General features: G+C 41.8%; 15 protein-coding genes. 5 read left to right on the top strand and 10 right to left on the bottom strand.

Annotated elements, in window-relative coordinates; all coding sequences use genetic code 11:
* Positions 1 to 77 precede the first annotated feature (77 nt).
* The 4 genes from astB to xthA all read left to right on the top strand — a co-directional run bounded on the left by astB (position 78) and on the right by xthA (position 4,125).
* Positions 78 to 1,412, top strand: a complete 1,335-nt coding sequence (gene astB / locus AAEZ00_RS05240; protein WP_351075202.1) for an N-succinylarginine dihydrolase — start codon at positions 78 to 80, stop codon at positions 1,410 to 1,412.
* A 1,020-nt stretch (positions 1,413 to 2,432) separates the two neighbouring features.
* Positions 2,433 to 2,984 carry a septation protein A gene (locus AAEZ00_RS05235; RefSeq protein ID WP_101032153.1) on the top strand — a complete coding sequence of 184 codons (552 nt, stop codon included), beginning with the start codon at positions 2,433 to 2,435 and terminating at the stop codon, positions 2,982 to 2,984.
* A gap of 35 nt (positions 2,985 to 3,019) precedes the next feature.
* Positions 3,020 to 3,319, top strand: a complete 300-nt coding sequence (locus AAEZ00_RS05230) for a YciI family protein (protein ID WP_101032154.1) — start codon at positions 3,020 to 3,022, stop codon at positions 3,317 to 3,319.
* Positions 3,319 to 4,125, top strand: a complete 807-nt coding sequence (xthA, locus tag AAEZ00_RS05225; protein WP_351088414.1) for an exodeoxyribonuclease III — start codon at positions 3,319 to 3,321, stop codon at positions 4,123 to 4,125. The genes AAEZ00_RS05230 and xthA overlap by 1 nt, the downstream gene beginning before the upstream one ends.
* An 826-nt stretch (positions 4,126 to 4,951) precedes the next feature.
* On the opposite strand, the gene AAEZ00_RS05220 is transcribed toward xthA, so the two are convergent.
* The 6 genes from AAEZ00_RS05220 to AAEZ00_RS05195 all read right to left on the bottom strand — a co-directional run bounded on the left by AAEZ00_RS05220 (position 4,952) and on the right by AAEZ00_RS05195 (position 12,133).
* The gene (locus AAEZ00_RS05220) at positions 4,952 to 6,397 is read right to left on the bottom strand and encodes a methyl-accepting chemotaxis protein (RefSeq protein ID WP_351088413.1); all 1,446 of its coding nucleotides are present in this window, start codon (positions 6,395 to 6,397) and stop codon (positions 4,952 to 4,954) included.
* Positions 6,398 to 6,681: 284 nt separating this feature from the next.
* Complete coding sequence (locus AAEZ00_RS05215) at positions 6,682 to 8,925, bottom strand: xanthine dehydrogenase family protein molybdopterin-binding subunit (RefSeq protein ID WP_124011799.1); 2,244 nt, start codon at positions 8,923 to 8,925, stop codon at positions 6,682 to 6,684.
* 2 nt (positions 8,926 to 8,927) lie between these two features.
* Positions 8,928 to 9,380, bottom strand: a complete 453-nt coding sequence (locus AAEZ00_RS05210; protein WP_101032158.1) for a (2Fe-2S)-binding protein — start codon at positions 9,378 to 9,380, stop codon at positions 8,928 to 8,930.
* A 331-nt stretch (positions 9,381 to 9,711) separates the two neighbouring features.
* Positions 9,712 to 10,317, bottom strand: a complete 606-nt coding sequence (locus tag AAEZ00_RS05205; protein ID WP_124011800.1) for a nucleotidyltransferase family protein — start codon at positions 10,315 to 10,317, stop codon at positions 9,712 to 9,714.
* Between the two features lie 28 nt (positions 10,318 to 10,345).
* Complete coding sequence (locus AAEZ00_RS05200) at positions 10,346 to 11,365, bottom strand: XdhC family protein (protein WP_101032160.1); 1,020 nt, start codon at positions 11,363 to 11,365, stop codon at positions 10,346 to 10,348.
* Between the two features lie 123 nt (positions 11,366 to 11,488).
* Positions 11,489 to 12,133 carry an MBL fold metallo-hydrolase gene (locus tag AAEZ00_RS05195; RefSeq protein ID WP_124011802.1) on the bottom strand — a complete coding sequence of 215 codons (645 nt, stop codon included), beginning with the start codon at positions 12,131 to 12,133 and terminating at the stop codon, positions 11,489 to 11,491.
* A gap of 269 nt (positions 12,134 to 12,402) precedes the next feature.
* Here AAEZ00_RS05195 and AAEZ00_RS05190 point away from each other — a divergent pair, with 269 nt between their 5' ends.
* Positions 12,403 to 13,692, top strand: coding sequence for an alpha/beta fold hydrolase (locus AAEZ00_RS05190; RefSeq protein ID WP_124011803.1), 1,290 nt, complete (start codon positions 12,403 to 12,405; stop codon positions 13,690 to 13,692).
* 118 nt (positions 13,693 to 13,810) lie between these two features.
* Here the strand turns inward: AAEZ00_RS05190 and AAEZ00_RS05185 are convergent, their stop codons facing one another.
* The 4 genes from AAEZ00_RS05185 to AAEZ00_RS05170 all read right to left on the bottom strand — a co-directional run bounded on the left by AAEZ00_RS05185 (position 13,811) and on the right by AAEZ00_RS05170 (position 17,371).
* Positions 13,811 to 14,467 (bottom strand): nitroreductase family protein, encoded by a 657-nt coding sequence (locus AAEZ00_RS05185; protein ID WP_101032163.1) that lies wholly within the window; start codon positions 14,465 to 14,467, stop codon positions 13,811 to 13,813.
* A 240-nt stretch (positions 14,468 to 14,707) separates the two neighbouring features.
* Positions 14,708 to 15,253 (bottom strand): thioredoxin family protein, encoded by a 546-nt coding sequence (locus AAEZ00_RS05180; protein ID WP_124011804.1) that lies wholly within the window; start codon positions 15,251 to 15,253, stop codon positions 14,708 to 14,710.
* Positions 15,254 to 15,472: 219 nt separating this feature from the next.
* A complete protein-coding gene (locus AAEZ00_RS05175; RefSeq protein WP_351088412.1) occupies positions 15,473 to 16,942 on the bottom strand; it encodes an ATP-binding cassette domain-containing protein in 1,470 nt (489 codons plus the stop codon).
* Positions 16,943 to 17,080: 138 nt separating this feature from the next.
* Complete coding sequence (locus AAEZ00_RS05170; protein ID WP_124011806.1) at positions 17,081 to 17,371, bottom strand: putative quinol monooxygenase; 291 nt, start codon at positions 17,369 to 17,371, stop codon at positions 17,081 to 17,083.
* Positions 17,372 to 17,490 lie beyond the last annotated feature (119 nt).

The raw sequence follows: 17,490 nt of genomic DNA, 5'->3' as shown, positions 1-17,490 counted from the left end.
ACGTTCCTTTTTTATAAGTAACACAAATATGCGCAACTACAATAATAATTATTCACTAAAATTCTCAAGGATCACGAATGAAGCATTTTGAAGCGAACTTTGATGGCTTGGTAGGACCAACCCATAACTATGCCGGATTATCGTTTGGTAATGTGGCCTCATTTAGTAATGCGGCCCAAACCTCAAATCCTAAAGCGGCAGCTAAACAAGGTTTGCAAAAAGCCAAGTCATTAGCAGATTTAGGTATGGTGCAAGGCGTATTAGCCCCACAAGAGCGCCCAGACCTTTACACATTGCGTCGAATTGGTTTTTCTGGGTCTGACACTGAGGTTTTACAGAAAGCTGCTCAGCAAGCACCTGCGCTACTTAATGCTTGCTGCAGTGCTTCGAGCATGTGGACCGCTAATGCGGCGACAGTGTCACCCAGTGCTGACACTCGTGATGGAAAAGTACATTTCACACCAGCTAACCTAGTCGATAAATTACACCGTAGCATTGAACCTATCACCACAGGGCACATTCTACAGTCAACATTCAATAATGATCGCTATTTTAAACATCATCAGCATTTACCCGAACACGCAAGTTTTGGTGATGAAGGCGCTGCAAATCATACCCGTTTGTGTTCTGAATACGGTCATAGTGGAGTAGAACTTTTTGTTTACGGCCAGTCAGCCACTCACCCTAACGCTCCAAAACCTACAAAATATCCTGCTCGACAGACATTAGAGGCTTCTCAGGCAGTAGCACGTTTACACCAACTTGAAGAGGAAAGCTGCGTATTTATGCAGCAAAACCCTGATGTGATTGACCAAGGCGTGTTCCACAATGACGTCATTTCAGTGGGTAACAAAAATGTGCTCTTCTACCACGAACAAGCGTTTTTAAATACCGAAGTAAAGTTCGATGAAATTCGCCGAAAAATGAACTCTGATATGCATTTTGTCAAAGTCACCACAGAGCAAGTATCAATTGATAATGCCGTTCGTAGTTACTTATTTAATACCCAAATCATCACCCTACCTTCAGGTGAAATGGCCATTATTGCACCCACAAATTGCCAAGAAAACCCTGCAGTATTTGCTTATTTAAATGAACTTGTTACCTTAGGCACGCCGATCAAACAAGTGCGCTATTTTGATGTAAAACAAAGCATGCAAAACGGGGGGGGGCCAGCCTGTTTACGTTTACGAGTGGCGATGAACGAACAAGAAGTCGCCGCGGTTAACCAAAACACATTAATGAATGACGGTTTATTTACTCGCTTAAATACATGGGTTGATAGACATTATCGTGATCAACTGACCGTTAGCGATCTAGCCGATCCGCAATTGATTATGGAATCGCGCACCGCATTAGATCAACTCACACAAATCTTGAAGTTAGGCAGTGTTTATCAGTTCCAACGATAAAACACCTACTCATTAAAAACAAAAAAGAGCCATAAATTTGGCTCTTTTTATCGTCATCTATATCGATTGTTAATCAACCTATTACTCGGCGCAGTATGAAAGTAACTGCATAAAGCTGCTAACACTTGCCGTACTGGGTTGAGTCTCTATTCAGCAGACTTTAGCAACCGGTGTACAACCCAGGGTGATTAATGATAATTCCTCGGTTCAAAGTATTGCTGCCAAACAGGCCTCTTTTATGTCGCTGTTAGCTCTTGCCTGAGATAAAAGCGCCGATTATTACCGTCGCGATAAAATGCAAGTCGCCATGATCAACCTACCCCAGCGCCGCGCATTTAAAATGGGAGCCGATAATAATATGCTCGATGGAGTGTGAAGTATGAACAGCAAGAGCGGGAAGACCTACTGCAAGTTGCCTATATACTCGTCTTAAAGGCGATTAGTTGGTATCGAATTGGTATTATTCGTCACGCAATCAACACCAATTTAATCCGCTAACAACACGAGAAAGCATGACAACATCATTATTGTTCAAGGTTTAGACTGACCAGGCACGAGCATTTTACATCGCTATCGCTTTAACCATACCCTGTTACTGATCGCCGCTTAATCACCATGCTACAGAAAGATCGATTTAACGATGACCCGGTTCTATTGATAAACCTTGGCGCAATACCCTCGCGACGATAAGACAATAAGACGATATGACGATAAGTCGGTATTTGAAAAAACATTCTGCTCAACTGCTTAGCACCTATCGATTAAGCATACATAAGGTCATTTAAATAAGCTAAACGTGTCACAGAGTCAAATTCACAGCAAGAATAGCTTGCTCACTAAGCTGCTTAGCGGAATTTACATCCTCTTGCAAAATAGCCTAGCGCAATAGTTTATAATCCACTCCATCACTGTCCTTAATTAATGCGAATGGCAATGACATCATGCTACAATCGGCCATCATTACGGTGGCAACATAACACCAACATTATGCAATAGTATTTTCCTAGCCTGAGATTTTTTATGAAACAACTGTTAGATTTTTTACCACTGGTCATTTTTTTTGCAGTCTACAAGTTGTATGACATCTATGCCGCAACGGCTGTACTGATTGCGGCAAGCGCGATCCAACTCGTCATCACTTACCTATTGTATAAACACATCGAAAAAATGCTTCTAGCTACCTTTGCCATGATCACTGTGTTTGGTTCACTTACGCTATTTTTTCACGATGATGCCTTTATTAAATGGAAAGTAACCATTGTTTATGCTTTGTTTGCTATAGGATTAATTGCCTCTCAAATGATGGGCAAACCTGCGCTAAAGAGCATGTTAGGCAAAGAAATGAAAGTTGACGATAAAATATGGACACAAATAACATGGTATTGGGTCAGTTTTTTTGTAGTATGTGGCATCGCCAATATCTATGTTGCGTTTAGCCTACCGCTAGAAATGTGGGTAAACTTCAAAGTATTTGGCCTAACCGCCCTCACCTTAATTAACACGGTTGTCACGGTATTGTACTTATATAAACATATGCAAGAAGACACCACTCAACCCAATGATGACCAATAACTTATTTTATAACAACGATTAAAGGAAGTAGTGATATGTGGTATATGATTTCATCTCAAGACGTGGAAAATAGTTTAGAAAAGCGTTTATCCGTCCGCACCGAACATTTAGCCCGCTTACAAGCGCTCGCCGATGAAGGCCGTTTATTAACCGCCGGCCCCCATCCTGCCATTGATAATGAAAATCCGGGGGAAGCCGGTTTCACAGGATCATTAGTTGTTGCTGATTTCCCTTCATTGGAAGATGCACAAGCTTGGGCTGATGTGGATCCTTATATTGGTGCTGGCGTGTACAAAAGCGTTATCGTTAAGCCATTTAAGCGAGTGCTTCCTTAATGAAAATAGTGTCTTTTAATATCAATGGTATACGTGCGCGCTTGCATCAATTGCAAGCCCTAATCGACAGTCATTCTCCTGATATTATTGGCTTACAAGAAACCAAAGTTCATGACGAAGCGTTTCCTGTCGCTGATGTAGAAGCCATGGGGTATCAGGTGCATTTTCACGGCGGTAAAGCCCATTATGGTGTGGCCATGCTATCAAAAGCCGAACCTATTGAAATCATTAAGGGTTTTGAAACTGATGCTGAAGATGCTCAACGCCGATTGATTATTGGTAAATTTACCCAAGCTAACGGTCGTATATTAACGGTCTTCAATGGATACTTCCCACAAGGTGAAAGTATCCATCACGAAACTAAATATCCAGCTAAGCGTAAGTTTTATCAAGACTTGATGTTACATTTAGAAAAACATCATAACCCAAGTGAAGACATCGCGATTATTGGCGACATTAATATCTCGCCAACCGATTTAGACATCGGCATCGGAGAAGTGAACGCCAAGCGTTGGTTAAAAACCGGTAAATGCAGTTTTCAACCTGAAGAGCGTGAATGGTTAGCGCGTCTGCAGCAATGGGGCTTTATCGACAGCTTCCGTCAATTACACCCAAGTCGCACGGAACGTTACTCGTGGTTCGATTACCGCAGTAAAGGCTTTGTTGATAATCGTGGTCTTCGGATCGACGTCATATTAGTGACCGAATCATTAGTACCACGCTTAATTGAATCTGATGTTGATTATGATTTACGGGCTATCGATAAACCGTCAGATCATGCTCCTATTTGGAGTGATTTTAGCTAAAAGCGGATAGGTAAAAACAAATAGCCTAACAACTAAATCGCTTCGCTACTCGAAACGATAAAAGCTATGAGCGTGTCTCGCTTATAGCTACTTTTTACCAGTACTGCTCCCCTCAGAACCGACTCACCTCAACAGGCTAATGCTAACCCTTGGTAACGAGCCGCCTTCACGGGTCTAACATATTGGTACTATATTTTTCACTTATTCACTTATTCACTTACTCACTTATTCACTTATTCACAATAAGTTTCGACTCGACACTTGCATTCACACTTAACAGAATCAATAATTTAGATAGGATATCCTCTAAAAGGTCAATTTGAATCGATAAGATTGTACTCAAATTGAATAAACCCTAGCCAGCTAAGTGAGTATTGATAAGCAAACGTGAATAATTTGCCTTCTTGGTTATCATCACCACCAAGTCTTGTGTCATTGCCGGTAACCAAAAATCCTCAACAGGTAAATTATACTGTGCTGCGAATAATCTTTACTGAGTAAGATATCGCTCGATTGAAAATCCTTTTCCACCACAGATAGCCATCCGTGGTGTTCATTAAGCGGGTTGCTTAGATAAATTGACGGGGTAAACTGACACCATGAGGCAAATGCCAGTTTGCTTCAACATGACTAATACAAGTCAACTAACTCAAAAACCACCACTCAAAAACTATTACTTAAACACTAATACTAAAAAATCATACTCAAAAACTAATACTTAAAAACAACCACTCAAAAACTGGGTAAGATAACAAATACCTGGGTGCTTTATGTCAGCTAATCAAAAATATCCATGATCTTGGATTTGATAAACAGTCAGTCAAAACTAGATTTTATATTGACTTAAAATCGACGCTAATCCCTTAGACGATTGATTCAAATCGTTAGCTAATGCGCCTGCTTTTTTGGAAGTACTGCGAATAGTGTCCGATTGCTGCCGAATTTGATTGAGCTGTGAGCCAATATCTCCGGCAGACACACTTTGTTGTTCGGCAGATGCCGCTATTTGGCTGCTCATATCAAACACAGCATTGATAGACTGTGCCATATGAGTAATATCATCACCGACGGCTTTAATACTCGTACTACCTTGATCTGCTTCTTCAACAATCACATTAGTAATACTGGTCAGTTTTTTAGAGCCTTGTTGTAAGTCTTCAATCATGTTTTGAATTTCAACGGTCGCTTTTTGGGTCCGTCCTGCGAGGGTACGCACTTCATCCGCGACTACCGCAAAACCGCGACCTTGTTCACCTGCACGCGCCGCTTCAATGGCTGCATTTAATGCCAATAAATTGGTTTGCTTTGAAATACTTTCAATAGTGGTAACGGCAGCATTAATTTGGATCGCATCGCGGGAGAGTTGATCTACCGATGAAAATGCTTCGGCAATACGCTCAGACAAATAACTAATACGTTTAACCGCATCATTAATCTTGCTTTGGCTTTGATCCATTTGTTTAGCATTTTGCTTGGTATTTAATGACGTATCACTTGCGTGATGTGACACATCTGCAATGGCTGCTGTCATTTGATCCATGGCGTGTGCCACCGAGTCTAAGAAGTGATGCTGCTGATCAATTAACTCATCATTGGTGCTGGCTTGGTGAGTAAACTCATTGGCAGCAACCGCCAATGTTTCAGCATTACTGCGGATCGCCCGCACCATTTCACTCATGTTATCAGCACAGCGATCAATTTCGGTGGCGATTAAGCTAAAGTCATCAGTGCCAAAAAAGTGTAATCTCAACGTTAAATCACCATCGGCTAGACGTTTTATTGCCATGTACATGTCCCATAAGCCTCCGCCTAATGAGGTTGAGATCCAGTAACTCAATTGGAATAAGGGCAATAAACCAACCAGTGCCATTATCAACATAAAACTCGTTTGGCTTAACGGCTCTTGTTCCCACTGTTGAACATTTTGACTCGCGGTTAAAAACTGATTACCAACGCTCGCAGATGCCGTAACTAGATCACCGCGACGAAAAGTATTGTCGCCACCAGATAGCTGTAATTGATTATCTTGTGCAAATTGCTCAAGGGCATCATTGTCTAAGTCTTGGTTATTGGCTACAGAGGCATAACTGGCAACACTTGCTTTAACGCGCTGTAACGATGTTTGCTCTATTAAGTCCTGAGTTTGTTGGTAATTCATTAGTGCGACAACACTGGTGATCAATGCAACCAGTGAGCAAACAACCCAAAATTTTCCATTAAGGCTAAATTTAATCAAAATTGCATCTATTTTTCTAAACTGGATTTGCTTCATATATAAGCTTCCTAAGGCAATTTACCACTATCTCAACAAACGAGAATAAGATTAAAAACGAAAATTACATTACACAAAAGTAAATTAATCAATAATATAGACGAGCCTAGTTAATCCGAGTTGAGGTTGGTCATTCACATTCACTCGCTATTCAACTTAACCTAATATCAACTATTGTTGCCCCAACATAATAATAATGCCCAAGTGCGAACATACTTGGGCATAGGCTAATATATTATCGGCTTAAGATGGGTAAACTTAAATACCATAGCTCAGGTAAATGGCTACACCGATAAATGTTTATTAAGCGGTAAATCGCGATATCTTACTCCCGTGGCAGCAAAAATGGCATTGGTTAAACTCGGTGCCACTGGCGGCACCCCTGGTTCGCCAACACCAGCAGGTTTTGCCGTAGACTCGATTATATAAGTCTCAATATCTGGACATTGCGGTAAACGTAATAACGGATAGTCATGAAAATTAGATTGTTCAACTTTGCCATCTTTAAAGGTTATTTCGCCCATGGTCGCTAAGCTTAATCCAAAAATGATAGCGCCTTCTAGTTGTGATTTCACCCGATCTGGATTTATCACTCTACCGGCATCAATCACCGCTATGGAGTTCAATACTTTAAGCTGTTTATCCACCACTTCAACTAAAGTTGCGACCGCAACATAACTGACAAAACTGCGATGAACAGCCATACCCCAACCTTGATTTTTAGCCGCTTTCGGCGCATCAGCCATTACCGCTTCTAACTTATCCAACACAGTATGATAACGACCCACGTCCACCGGGTGATCAGCTAACTCTTCACCGTAATTTCCATAGGTGAAATTTTGATTTTCAAACGCTTCTAGCCTAGCGTCACCCAATAAATCACGCCACATTTGCACACAGGGTTTATTGGCATTTACCGCTATTTCGTCGACAAAACTACCAATACCAAAAGCATGTTGAATATTGCAGACTGATCGCATCCAACCAATACGTGTGTGCGCCGGTGCTTTAACCGCTTCAAGTTGAATATGTTTAAGGGCTAGCGGCACATCACTAAAGCCTAAATCCAGTTCGCCAGCTGAAGGATATTCAACCCCTTCAGCAAATGTTGAGCTGATTGACGGAAAGCCAGTACGCGCTAACAATGCGGTTGGCATCTTATTGCTGTCGAGTGAGACTTGGTACATTTGCGCACTGATCGCATGGTAATAGCCATTTTGAATTTCGTCTTCACGGCTCCAACATACTTTGACTGGTTTATTGAGCTTTTGCGATAAAATTGCCGCTTCAACACTAAAATCAGGCTTAGATTTACGCCCAAAGCCACCGCCCAATAACGTCACGTTAACAGTAACTTGATCTTCTTTAAGCCCGAGTGCGCCGGCTACATGTTGCTGAGTACTTTGTGGTGTTTGACTCGAGGCCCACAACTCGCAACCATCAGCAGTCACACTCGCCGTTGCCACTGGCGGCTCCATCATTGCATGGGCTAAATACGGTACGGTGTAAACGGCCTTAACCGTTGATGCTTGTGGCCAATCAGTGACTGACTCACCTAATTGGCGCATCACTTTACCCGGCAGGTTAACGCGCTCAACCAAACCTTGCAGGTAGGTGTCTGAATTATGGCTATCATTAATCGATTTAGACCAGGTGATGACTAATGCTTTACGCGCTTCAATCGCACTCCAGCTGTTAGTTGCAATCACAGCAACACCGCCTAAAGCCTGAAATAATGGCGCCCCTTTAGGTACAGGCAAGGTAATAATATCGACTACACCGGCTATCTTACGGGCTTTAGTCTCATCAACGCTAACCACATCACTGCCCAACACTGGCGGACGAGTGATACTGGCATATAACATTCCATCGAGTTTAATGTCATAACCGTATATTGCTTTGCCTGTTAGCATCGCATCCATGTCGACAATGGTGTGCGATTGACCAATATGGGTAAATTCACTTTCAGGCTTGAGCACCACCGAATCTAATTCTGGCATCGGTAATGTCGACGCCGTGATCGCTAACTCGCCGTAATTAAGGCTTTTGTTACTGCCCCTATGATGGACTTTATGCGCCTTAGCGTACACCTCGGTCACCGGAACTTGCCACACTTGAGCCGCGGCTTGTTCGAGCATGGTTCTAGCCGTTGCGCCCATTTGGCGCATACGATGATAGTGCTTACGAATACTGCGGCTACCATCAGTGTTTTGGCTGCCATAGCGTTTATCTGCTAAGCCTTGAACCACGACAACATTGTCCCAATCAGCCTCCAATTCGTCGGCTAAAATTTGCGGTATGCCAGTTCGGATCCCTTGTCCCATCTCAGAGCGATGACAAGTCAAGTACACCTTATTGTCTTCACCAATGGCGACAAACAAGTTCATCAGCGCTTGCTTATCTTGAGCTAAGGCCATTGGACTCCAGCCTAAACCCGTGGCCCCTAATGCGAGTCCGCCACCGACCGCGCCAAATAACTTTAATACGTTACGGCGGCTAATATTTTCAATCGCTTTGAATGTGGTCATGATCACGCCTCCGAAGCCGATTGAATCGCAGCTTTTATCCGTGGATAAGTGCCACAACGACAGATATTGCCCGACATCGCATCAGCAATTTGGGTTTCAGTGGGTTTAGGCGTGGTGGTTAATAATGCTGCGGCAGACATTAATTGTCCCGCCTGACAATAGCCACATTGCGGTACATTATGTTCTAACCAAGCTTGCTTTAGCTTTTCAGCCTCAAGACCTTCAATAGTGGTCACCTGCTTGCCTTGTACTTGCTTTAAGCTGGTTAAACAGCCGCGCATCGGGCTGCCGTCAACATGAATAGTGCATGCACCACATAGCCCAGCTCCACAACCAAATTTTGTCCCAGTCAGGCCAAGGATGTCACGCAATGCCCATAGCACAGGCATATTAGGGTCGGCATCAAGGGTAAAATCCTTTCCATTTACCATCAATTTTTGTGTTGGGGTTGTCATAATCACTCCTTAATTAGGGTCTATTGATCTTTTGTGGTTAACGTTTGTTCGACACAAACAGGCTAGCTCTTTTTGTGAATGTATGATGCGCCCAATGCTTAGAGACAAAGTCTCTAAGCTGGCTAATACCTTGCAACAAAGACCCATGTTTACATAACATGTTTACAAATCGTGTTTACAAAATAAGTGCAGCCGTTTAGCCGGATCTTTCAGGGTACATTGGTTGCTTATTTCTACTTCGTAATCGTTTGTGCAGCTAAAATAACGACCCGCTATTCGCTCTGACTTGGATAACATCGCCACAAACGGCTACAAGATTCATCTTAAAAGATCAGCCGGCACTGTCCAACCAACGTGCTAAGTCAGCCGGTGTATCAATATCAAATTGGGCTTGTTCCATATGAATAATATTCAAGCTATTATTTTTATCATGCTGTTTTAAAATACTTTTTGCACCTTTATCGCCATCAATCGACAACAGAGCATTAATATCCTTAGCTAAAAAGATAGCTGGAACGCCGACACTGTGCCGGTAAAAAGCACTGCTGGTTAAGTTATTGTGCCTATATGCTTGGATCAATTGCAGATAATCATCGCCTTGCAGTGCGACTTGGTCGGCTAACACAATTAACAACGCATCCGCCTGTTGGCTTTGAGCATAGCGCGCGGCGAGTTTCACCGAACTGGACAAACCTAATTGCCAATCATGGTTGATAAGTCGATGATGCTTGGCGGTAATAGCTAACACTTCATCTGTTTGATGCGCACCTAACATCACCACCGCTGGGGCAATGCCCGCTGTTTGGGTGACGTGATCGAGTGTTTGCAGGCAATATGCGAGTAAGCTTTGTTCACCTTGCACTTTGGCGACAATTTTAGCGCCGTTAAAACGACTACTTGCACCCGCGGCTAAGATCACCGTAATAATTTTTGGCATTATCAATGGCGCATTCTCTAGGTTGTTATTACAGCATTACCGTATCAAGACTGGTTAACTTACTTTGATAAAGCACGCCATGGCATTGGGATAAGATACTCAGTCCAACCGAACCAGACAGCTCGCCACCTAGCGCTAACCCTGCTGGCGCCGAAAAATAGCCACTAAAGTCGTCAACCGTTAACTCAGCCATGTTCAACACTTTGTCACGACGATGAGTTGGACCTAATAACGAAATATAAGCCAACGGTATGGTTTGGAGTACCTGTAATGTTTTAGCATCGATTTGTAAATTATGACTCATCACAAAAGCGGCATCTAAACTGGCCAAAAGTGTTTTTGACACTGCTGCCGTCGGTTTTTTAATAATCTGACATCCTGGGAAATCATAAGTACGCGCATAGGCGGTACGTTCATCAAACACACTGACTTTCCAGCCTAGTGTTTGCGCCATTTGTGTAATCGGTTGTGCATCTAAACCGCCACCAAAAATACCAATATGTACTGGCGGTCTAAGCGGAATATGCAACACAGAGCTAGCTTGATCGATCACGGTGCGGGTTTTACTATTGAGAGTGATCGACGCAGGTCGCTCAGCATCTTGCTCAACAAAGTGACCTGCCAATTGGTGGGCCGGCGTACCATCCGCCACGATATCAAGTTGATATTCACCTGCATCACCACGCATTAAAGCGTCATGAACACGAACTAAACCAAGATAATTGTTCGATTTATTTAACGACACCATCATAATATTAACGATACCACCACAACCCAGCTGATAACTGGTATCAGACTCATCGGTTGCGTCATAGGTTAACTGAATAACTTGCTGGGTTTGAATTGCACGCTGGGCGTGACGACGTAGATCCGCTTCAAGGCATCCACCACTTAACATCCCCAAGCTTTTACCCATTGGATGAAATAGCATTATGGCGCCAGGTTTACGGTAAGAAGAGCCTTGCACTTGAGTAAGAACGGCGACTACCCAGTCTTCTTGATAAGAAGGTAACCAGGTATCGAGTAAATCAACGAGGTGTTGAACCATTTGAACTGTCCATCATAGGTAAACGCAGTCTATTAAGCTAACAGACTCTCTATACAATGCAAAGAATCAATGGTTTCAACTTATTAATAAATAACCTCAATGATCTGATTACATAACAAATTATTAATCAAATAACTGATCGGCAACAAAAGGGTTATGTTGTCGTTCATCGGCAAACGTCGACATGGGTCCATGGCCAGGAATAAAACTCACATTATCCCCTAATGGCCACAATTTGGTGGTAATAGAGTGAAGTAAGTCCTGATGGTTAGATTGCGGAAAATCAGTACGACCAATAGAGCCTCGAAAAAGCACATCCCCCACCCATGCTAAGTTAGCGGTCTTGTTATAAAAAATGATGTGTCCAGGGGTATGCCCGGGGCAATGCAATACTTGTAAATGCTGCTCACCGACACTCACGTCATCATTTTCATTAAGATATTGGGTGGGTTTAAAGGCTTCAACACGCGGAAAACCAAAGTTCTGACTTTGTTTCACTAAATTTTCTAACCAAAATTTATCGTCAATGTGCGGACCTACGATCGGGATCGCTAATCTTTCTGCTAATGCCGCTGCGCCGCCAACATGATCAATATGACCATGGGTTAATAATATTTTTTCAACACTCAAGCCTAACTTGTCCACTTCAGCTAAAATTCGTTCAATGTTGCCACCCGGATCGACCACGGCAGCTTTCAAGGTTTTTTCGCACCATATGACACTACAATTTTGCTGAAAAGGCGTTACAGGGATGATTTGATATTTCATCGACAACCTCGTCCTTAATAATTATTAAGATAATTATCGGTTAATTTTATCTAGGCAGATTGGGTCTAGATAGCTATTAAACTTAATCTCCATCAAGTTACTGATTGTTAATATACAAGATGACTCATAAAATATGTGTGATTCGCATCGACATAAGCGTCTTTAATACCATACTAATTAGCTCACATTTACGGTGCGATTGTCGTCAATGACAAATCAAGATTGGATAGTATTAGTATCGCCATTAATCACCACTGAATAGGCATTTTATGCACATCGACCTTACTTTATCAGACATTATTGCCCGTAAGCACTTTTTCTCGGTGCCGTTAGACTACCAACAAAGTCCCAGTAAACAGATTACTGTTTTTGCCCGTGAAATTGTCAGTGTTGAAAATCAACATAAACAGCTGCCTTATTTGGTGTTTTTTCAAGGTGGACCAGGGTTTGGCGCCGTAAGACCGATTAGCAACAACGGCTGGATAAAACGAGCCTTAACTGAATATAGAGTGCTATTACTTGACCAGCGAGGCACAGGATTATCAAGCCCAGTCAATGCCACCAGCTTAAGTTATATGAGTGCCACAGACCAAGCTGACTATCTAAGCCATTTTCGCGCCGATAACATCATCCGCGATGCAGAATATATTCGAGCCAAACTATCACCAGACGAACCTTGGAGTATTTTAGGCCAAAGCTTTGGTGGTTTTTGTGTCCTGCATTATGTGTCTGCCGCGCCAGAAGGCCTAAAAGAGGCTTACATTACTGGCGGTATTCCTTCGCTAACCCGCCCTGCTGATGACGTTTACAAAGCGACATATCAGCGTGTTATTACCAAAAATAATGACTTTTTTAATCGTTTTAGTGACGCTCGAATGCTGGTCGATAACTTAGCAAAGCACCTATATGAAAACAAAGTGTACTTAGCTACAGGTGAGCAGTTGACGGTAGAAATGCTTCAGCTACTAGGCGTTAATATAGGCATGGAACAAGGGCCCGAAGCCGTTTACTACTTGCTTGAACAAGCTTTAATTGACACGCCTCACGGTATTGATCTCAACCCGCTATTTTTACATCAATTTAGCCAATTCCTTAGTTACAATACCAATCCTATTTTTGCCTTAATGCACGAATCTATTTATTGTCAAAATAATGCTTCATCGTGGGCAGCTCATAGAGTACGGGCCCAGTTTAATCAATTCAATTACCGTCCAGATAAACCCTTGCTGTTTACTGGTGAAATGATCTACCCCTGGATGTTTGCCCAACTCGAAGCATTGATACCATTACAAGCTGCTGCAGACTTAATCGCCGCAAAAAAAGACTGGCCAGCATTATATGATCTTGAAAAATTGGCCAATAATAAAGTCCCGGTTGCGGCCGCTATTTACAGCAACGACATGTATGTTGAAATGCAATACAGCTTAGAAACAGCCAAACAAGTCAATAACCTCAAATATTGGCTTACTTCAGAATACGAACACAACGGCATCCGCATGGATGGCGAACGCATTTTAGATAAGCTAATGAGTCTTAATCGTGGTCATTGCTTACGCTAAAAGTGCTGGCGTTAAACGTGGCTTTTCTAAAAAAATTGAAAAAAAAAGCTTAAACATTAGATGTTTAAGCCGTTTTATATTATTTTATACAAATGAATACTTGCAGCAAAACAATCAATTACAATACTTGTAATACTTGCTCTGCTGCTAAACGAGACTTAGGCAACTTGGCATTATAGTCTTCATCTGAATGGTGATAACCAAACGCTAATGCTACATCACATACATAACCGTCAAGTTCTTTGGCAAATATTTGGCCAATCATCTCACTGTCAACGCCTTCCATCGGAGTAGAGTCGATGCCAAGACGTGCTAAAGAATGCATAGTGTTACCTAAGGCTAAATAGGTTTGTGACTTAGTCCAAGCCGCATTGTTACCCGCTTCATCAGTATTTAAGTCAACAAATGCATATCCACCAAACGCAGCTTCACGATCTTCAGCCTTAGTACGACCATCTACAATGCCTTGGTCAACCACTTTGGCATAGTCTTCACGAGTATACTTAGGGTTGTAAGCAAACAATACAATATGAGATGCCGCGTTAATGTGTGGTTGATTGAACTGAAATTTATTGGCAAAGGTGTCATGCATACGTTGCTTAGCTTGATCGCTTTCAATCACGATAAATTTCCATGGTTGAGAGTTTATCGATGAAGGCGACAGTCTCATTGCCTCATAAATCACCGCTAAATCTTCTTTTGGTACGCGCTTAGTCGCATCATAGCGTTTGGCTGTATAACGTTTTTCTAAATCAGTAATAATAGCGTTGGTCATGTCAGACTCCATATGGATTTGAAACAATCATTAAAAAGGTTGGCGATTAACAACACATAAAATGGTTATTAATTAACCTGCCAAGTTAATCACAATAAAATAGTGTGATTAACAAAATAAATTTAACTTGAAAATAAATAACAAATACAATTAATTAACAATAATATTTGCGTAGAAATATTAATATCTTGTTATTGTGCTAATAAATAATTTTTCAAGGTTATGAGTTAAATAAAATCATTATCGCCATTTAATTGAGCAGCCCATACTGGCCGTTTGTTGCTTAGGCCCTTTACCAATAGCGGCAATCAGTTGCATAGCATTAAGTAGTTCGGGCTCTCGATTAGGATCATTGTGCAAACGCGCATCGTCTAAGCGGCCACGATATTGCAATTCACCAAGGTGATTAAACCCAAAAAAGTCAGGGGTGCACACTGCGCCATACTGCTTACCGACTTGTTGATCTTCATCAACTAAATACGGAAATTTAAATCCATACTGCTCAGCAAAGCGCAACATGTTCTGCGGCGAATCTGCTTCAACATGCTGATAATCATTAGACATTACCGCTAATACATTAATACCTTCGGCCATAAGCTGCTCTGTGTCCTCGGCTAAACGAGTTGCAATGGCTTTAACATAGGGACAATGATTACAAATAAACATAATCAACAAGCCCTTTTTACCTAAGTTTTCACTCATGGAAAAAACGTCACCGTTAGCATTTTTAAGCTTAAAATCAGGTGCTTGCCAGCCAAAATCACAAATGGGTGTATCGAGTAACATCGTTAACCTCATCTCGGAATAATAAACGGTTATCAAATAGTAATATTGATTAGCAATGTTGTTGAACCGCGTTAATATCGCCATCATATACGATACTTTAGCTGCCATATACAGCATAATAATTGAAACATTATCAATTATTATTTGACAATTAAACGAGAAAATAAAAACAGCCAACAATTGTCAGCTGATTAACGTTAACCTCTTAGCCATAAAGCATTAAGCTTCAGTCACCACTGTACGATAACCACCTTGGTGTTTATCGACGATAAACTCAATAAAGTGCTTAATACTATCGAGGCTATCCTCTTGATAATGTGACACATACAACAATTGACTTAAATGCTCTTTCGCAATGAGTTCAAGGGCGTTTTTAATCAATCTACGCCCCAGATAATCTAAGCCTTGATAAGGCTCGTCGAGGATCAATAAGGTGGGTTGTTTCACAATGGCGCGGGCAATGAGTAATAACCGTTGCTGGCCATACTCTAATTGTCGAAAAGCGGATTTACTCAAATGGCTCATGTGTAAAATCGCCAACCATTCTGTTGCGATGGCCACTTGTTGTTTCGACGGTTGTTGATACAAACCAATGGAGTCATAAAAGCCCGATACAATCACATCAAGTGCACTGCAATTAACCCGATACTGTAAATGTAAGGCAGATGACACCATACCGATGTGTTTTTTTATCTCCCAGATGCTCTCGCCGGAACCTCTTTTTTTACCAAAAATATCAATGTCGTTGCTGTAGCATTGAGGATGGTCGCCGAAAATAAGCCCCAGCAGAGTACTTTTACCGCAGCCATTAGGGCCTTTTACTTGCCAATGCACGCCATTATCGATACGCCAGTTAACACCCGAAAAAATCACTTTGTCGCTGTAAGCAACTCGGCCATTGTGTAATTGAAAAACTGGATTTAAAAATGTCGATTTGTGATGATGACGGCGAATGAGCGCCAGCATGTCATTACTTTGTTGCCCAGATTGCGCGGTTAATTGAGCAATAAGCGGATGATTATCCCACTCAGACTTGGTCATTACGCTGTCTAATGTGCCATGACTAAACAGGGCAACATGCTCAATCCATTTAGGCATATCTTCTTCACGCGACACAATCACCAGCATTTGTATCGTTTGTGATAATTGCTGTAAATATTCAGTAAGAGTCTGTCTGTGCGCAACATCAAGCCCTGCATAAGGTTCGTCGAGCACTAAAAATGGCACTTGGGTTGCGACAGCACGGGCAAGCATAACTCTACGACCTTCACCCGTAGACAATTGAGTAAAAGGACTTAAGCTTAAATGAGTCAAATCTAATTGCTGCAGCAATTGATGGGTTAAACCATTGTCATGGCATTGACTAAAAATAACCCCAAATACGGTCGTTTTAGGATCGGTATATCCCAGTGACTCACTGTCATCTTGCTCTAAAATATCTTCAAGCAATGATTGCTGTTCAAGCAATGACACTAATGCCACACAAGATGGCGCGACACCGGTAATATCGCCACTATATGTTAAGATCGGCGCATCAATTTGCCGAGTTAATAACTGGCCAAGCAACGCGCCGACATCACCTTCGGTGCTAAATACACCCCAAGATTGTTGTGGTTCAATCACCCATTGATCAATGTCGACAGTGACACTCGATGAACGGCACTGCAACTGCGTAAATCTGATTTCCATCTTGCCACTTATCCTAATCTTTAAAGCGATTCATCACTTGAGTGTCTCATAAGATGCTAAAAAAAATCGACAAAAAAGCAGAACATTCTATGTTCTGCTTTAGGATGCCACTCAATTGAATGGCCAACTCGAATACAACTAGCCGATAACGGTCATTTCATTCAAAATAAATTCATCGACAGCATCCTGGGTTGCAGCCACAAAATCGGCTAAATGCTGATTTTCCATATGCACACGCCATAATTCACGGGTCTGCCAAGTCTCATAAAACATAAAGTGGGCTGAGTTTTCATTGTCTCGGTGTAAGTCATAATTAATACACCCTTCTTCAGCGCGTGTGACTTCAATCAGCTTCAGTAATTCAGTTTTTACTAACTCAATTTTGTCCGCTTTTGCTTTAATGTTGGCTACAATCGTTAAATGTGACATGTTTATTCCTGTTCGATAATATAAGTACTTAACATTATTAAATAACATGCCTATGCATCTGAGTCAGTTTTGGCCTATTCTTATAGTATAAATCAAGACTAGAAGTGAGATTTGCTATG

The sequence above is a fragment of the Shewanella sp. S1-49-MNA-CIBAN-0167 genome, assembly GCF_040310145.1.
Classification (GTDB): Bacteria; Pseudomonadota; Gammaproteobacteria; order Enterobacterales; family Shewanellaceae; genus Shewanella; species Shewanella psychromarinicola.
Note: the sequence above shows the minus strand (reverse complement) of the source record. Positions and strands in the feature narration are given on the sequence as shown.

Excerpts from the sequence above, each read along its gene's own strand:
- AAEZ00_RS05220 (WP_351088413.1), bottom strand. The coding sequence starts at position 6,397 with ATGAAGCAAATCCAGTTTAGAAAAATAGATGCAATTTTGATTAAATTT.
- AAEZ00_RS05190 (WP_124011803.1), top strand. The coding sequence starts at position 12,403 with ATGCACATCGACCTTACTTTATCAGACATTATTGCCCGTAAGCACTTT.
- AAEZ00_RS05200 (WP_101032160.1), bottom strand. The coding sequence starts at position 11,365 with ATGGTTCAACACCTCGTTGATTTACTCGATACCTGGTTACCTTCTTAT.
- xthA (WP_351088414.1), top strand. The coding sequence starts at position 3,319 with ATGAAAATAGTGTCTTTTAATATCAATGGTATACGTGCGCGCTTGCAT.
- AAEZ00_RS05235 (WP_101032153.1), top strand. The coding sequence starts at position 2,433 with ATGAAACAACTGTTAGATTTTTTACCACTGGTCATTTTTTTTGCAGTC.
- AAEZ00_RS05210 (WP_101032158.1), bottom strand. The coding sequence starts at position 9,380 with ATGACAACCCCAACACAAAAATTGATGGTAAATGGAAAGGATTTTACC.
- AAEZ00_RS05195 (WP_124011802.1), bottom strand. The coding sequence starts at position 12,133 with ATGAAATATCAAATCATCCCTGTAACGCCTTTTCAGCAAAATTGTAGT.
- AAEZ00_RS05185 (WP_101032163.1), bottom strand. The coding sequence starts at position 14,467 with ATGACCAACGCTATTATTACTGATTTAGAAAAACGTTATACAGCCAAA.
- AAEZ00_RS05175 (WP_351088412.1), bottom strand. The coding sequence starts at position 16,942 with ATGGAAATCAGATTTACGCAGTTGCAGTGCCGTTCATCGAGTGTCACT.
- AAEZ00_RS05170 (WP_124011806.1), bottom strand. The coding sequence starts at position 17,371 with ATGTCACATTTAACGATTGTAGCCAACATTAAAGCAAAAGCGGACAAA.
- AAEZ00_RS05180 (WP_124011804.1), bottom strand. The coding sequence starts at position 15,253 with ATGTTACTCGATACACCCATTTGTGATTTTGGCTGGCAAGCACCTGAT.
- AAEZ00_RS05205 (WP_124011800.1), bottom strand. The coding sequence starts at position 10,317 with ATGCCAAAAATTATTACGGTGATCTTAGCCGCGGGTGCAAGTAGTCGT.
- AAEZ00_RS05215 (WP_124011799.1), bottom strand. The coding sequence starts at position 8,925 with ATGACCACATTCAAAGCGATTGAAAATATTAGCCGCCGTAACGTATTA.
- astB (WP_351075202.1), top strand. The coding sequence starts at position 78 with ATGAAGCATTTTGAAGCGAACTTTGATGGCTTGGTAGGACCAACCCAT.
- AAEZ00_RS05230 (WP_101032154.1), top strand. The coding sequence starts at position 3,020 with ATGTGGTATATGATTTCATCTCAAGACGTGGAAAATAGTTTAGAAAAG.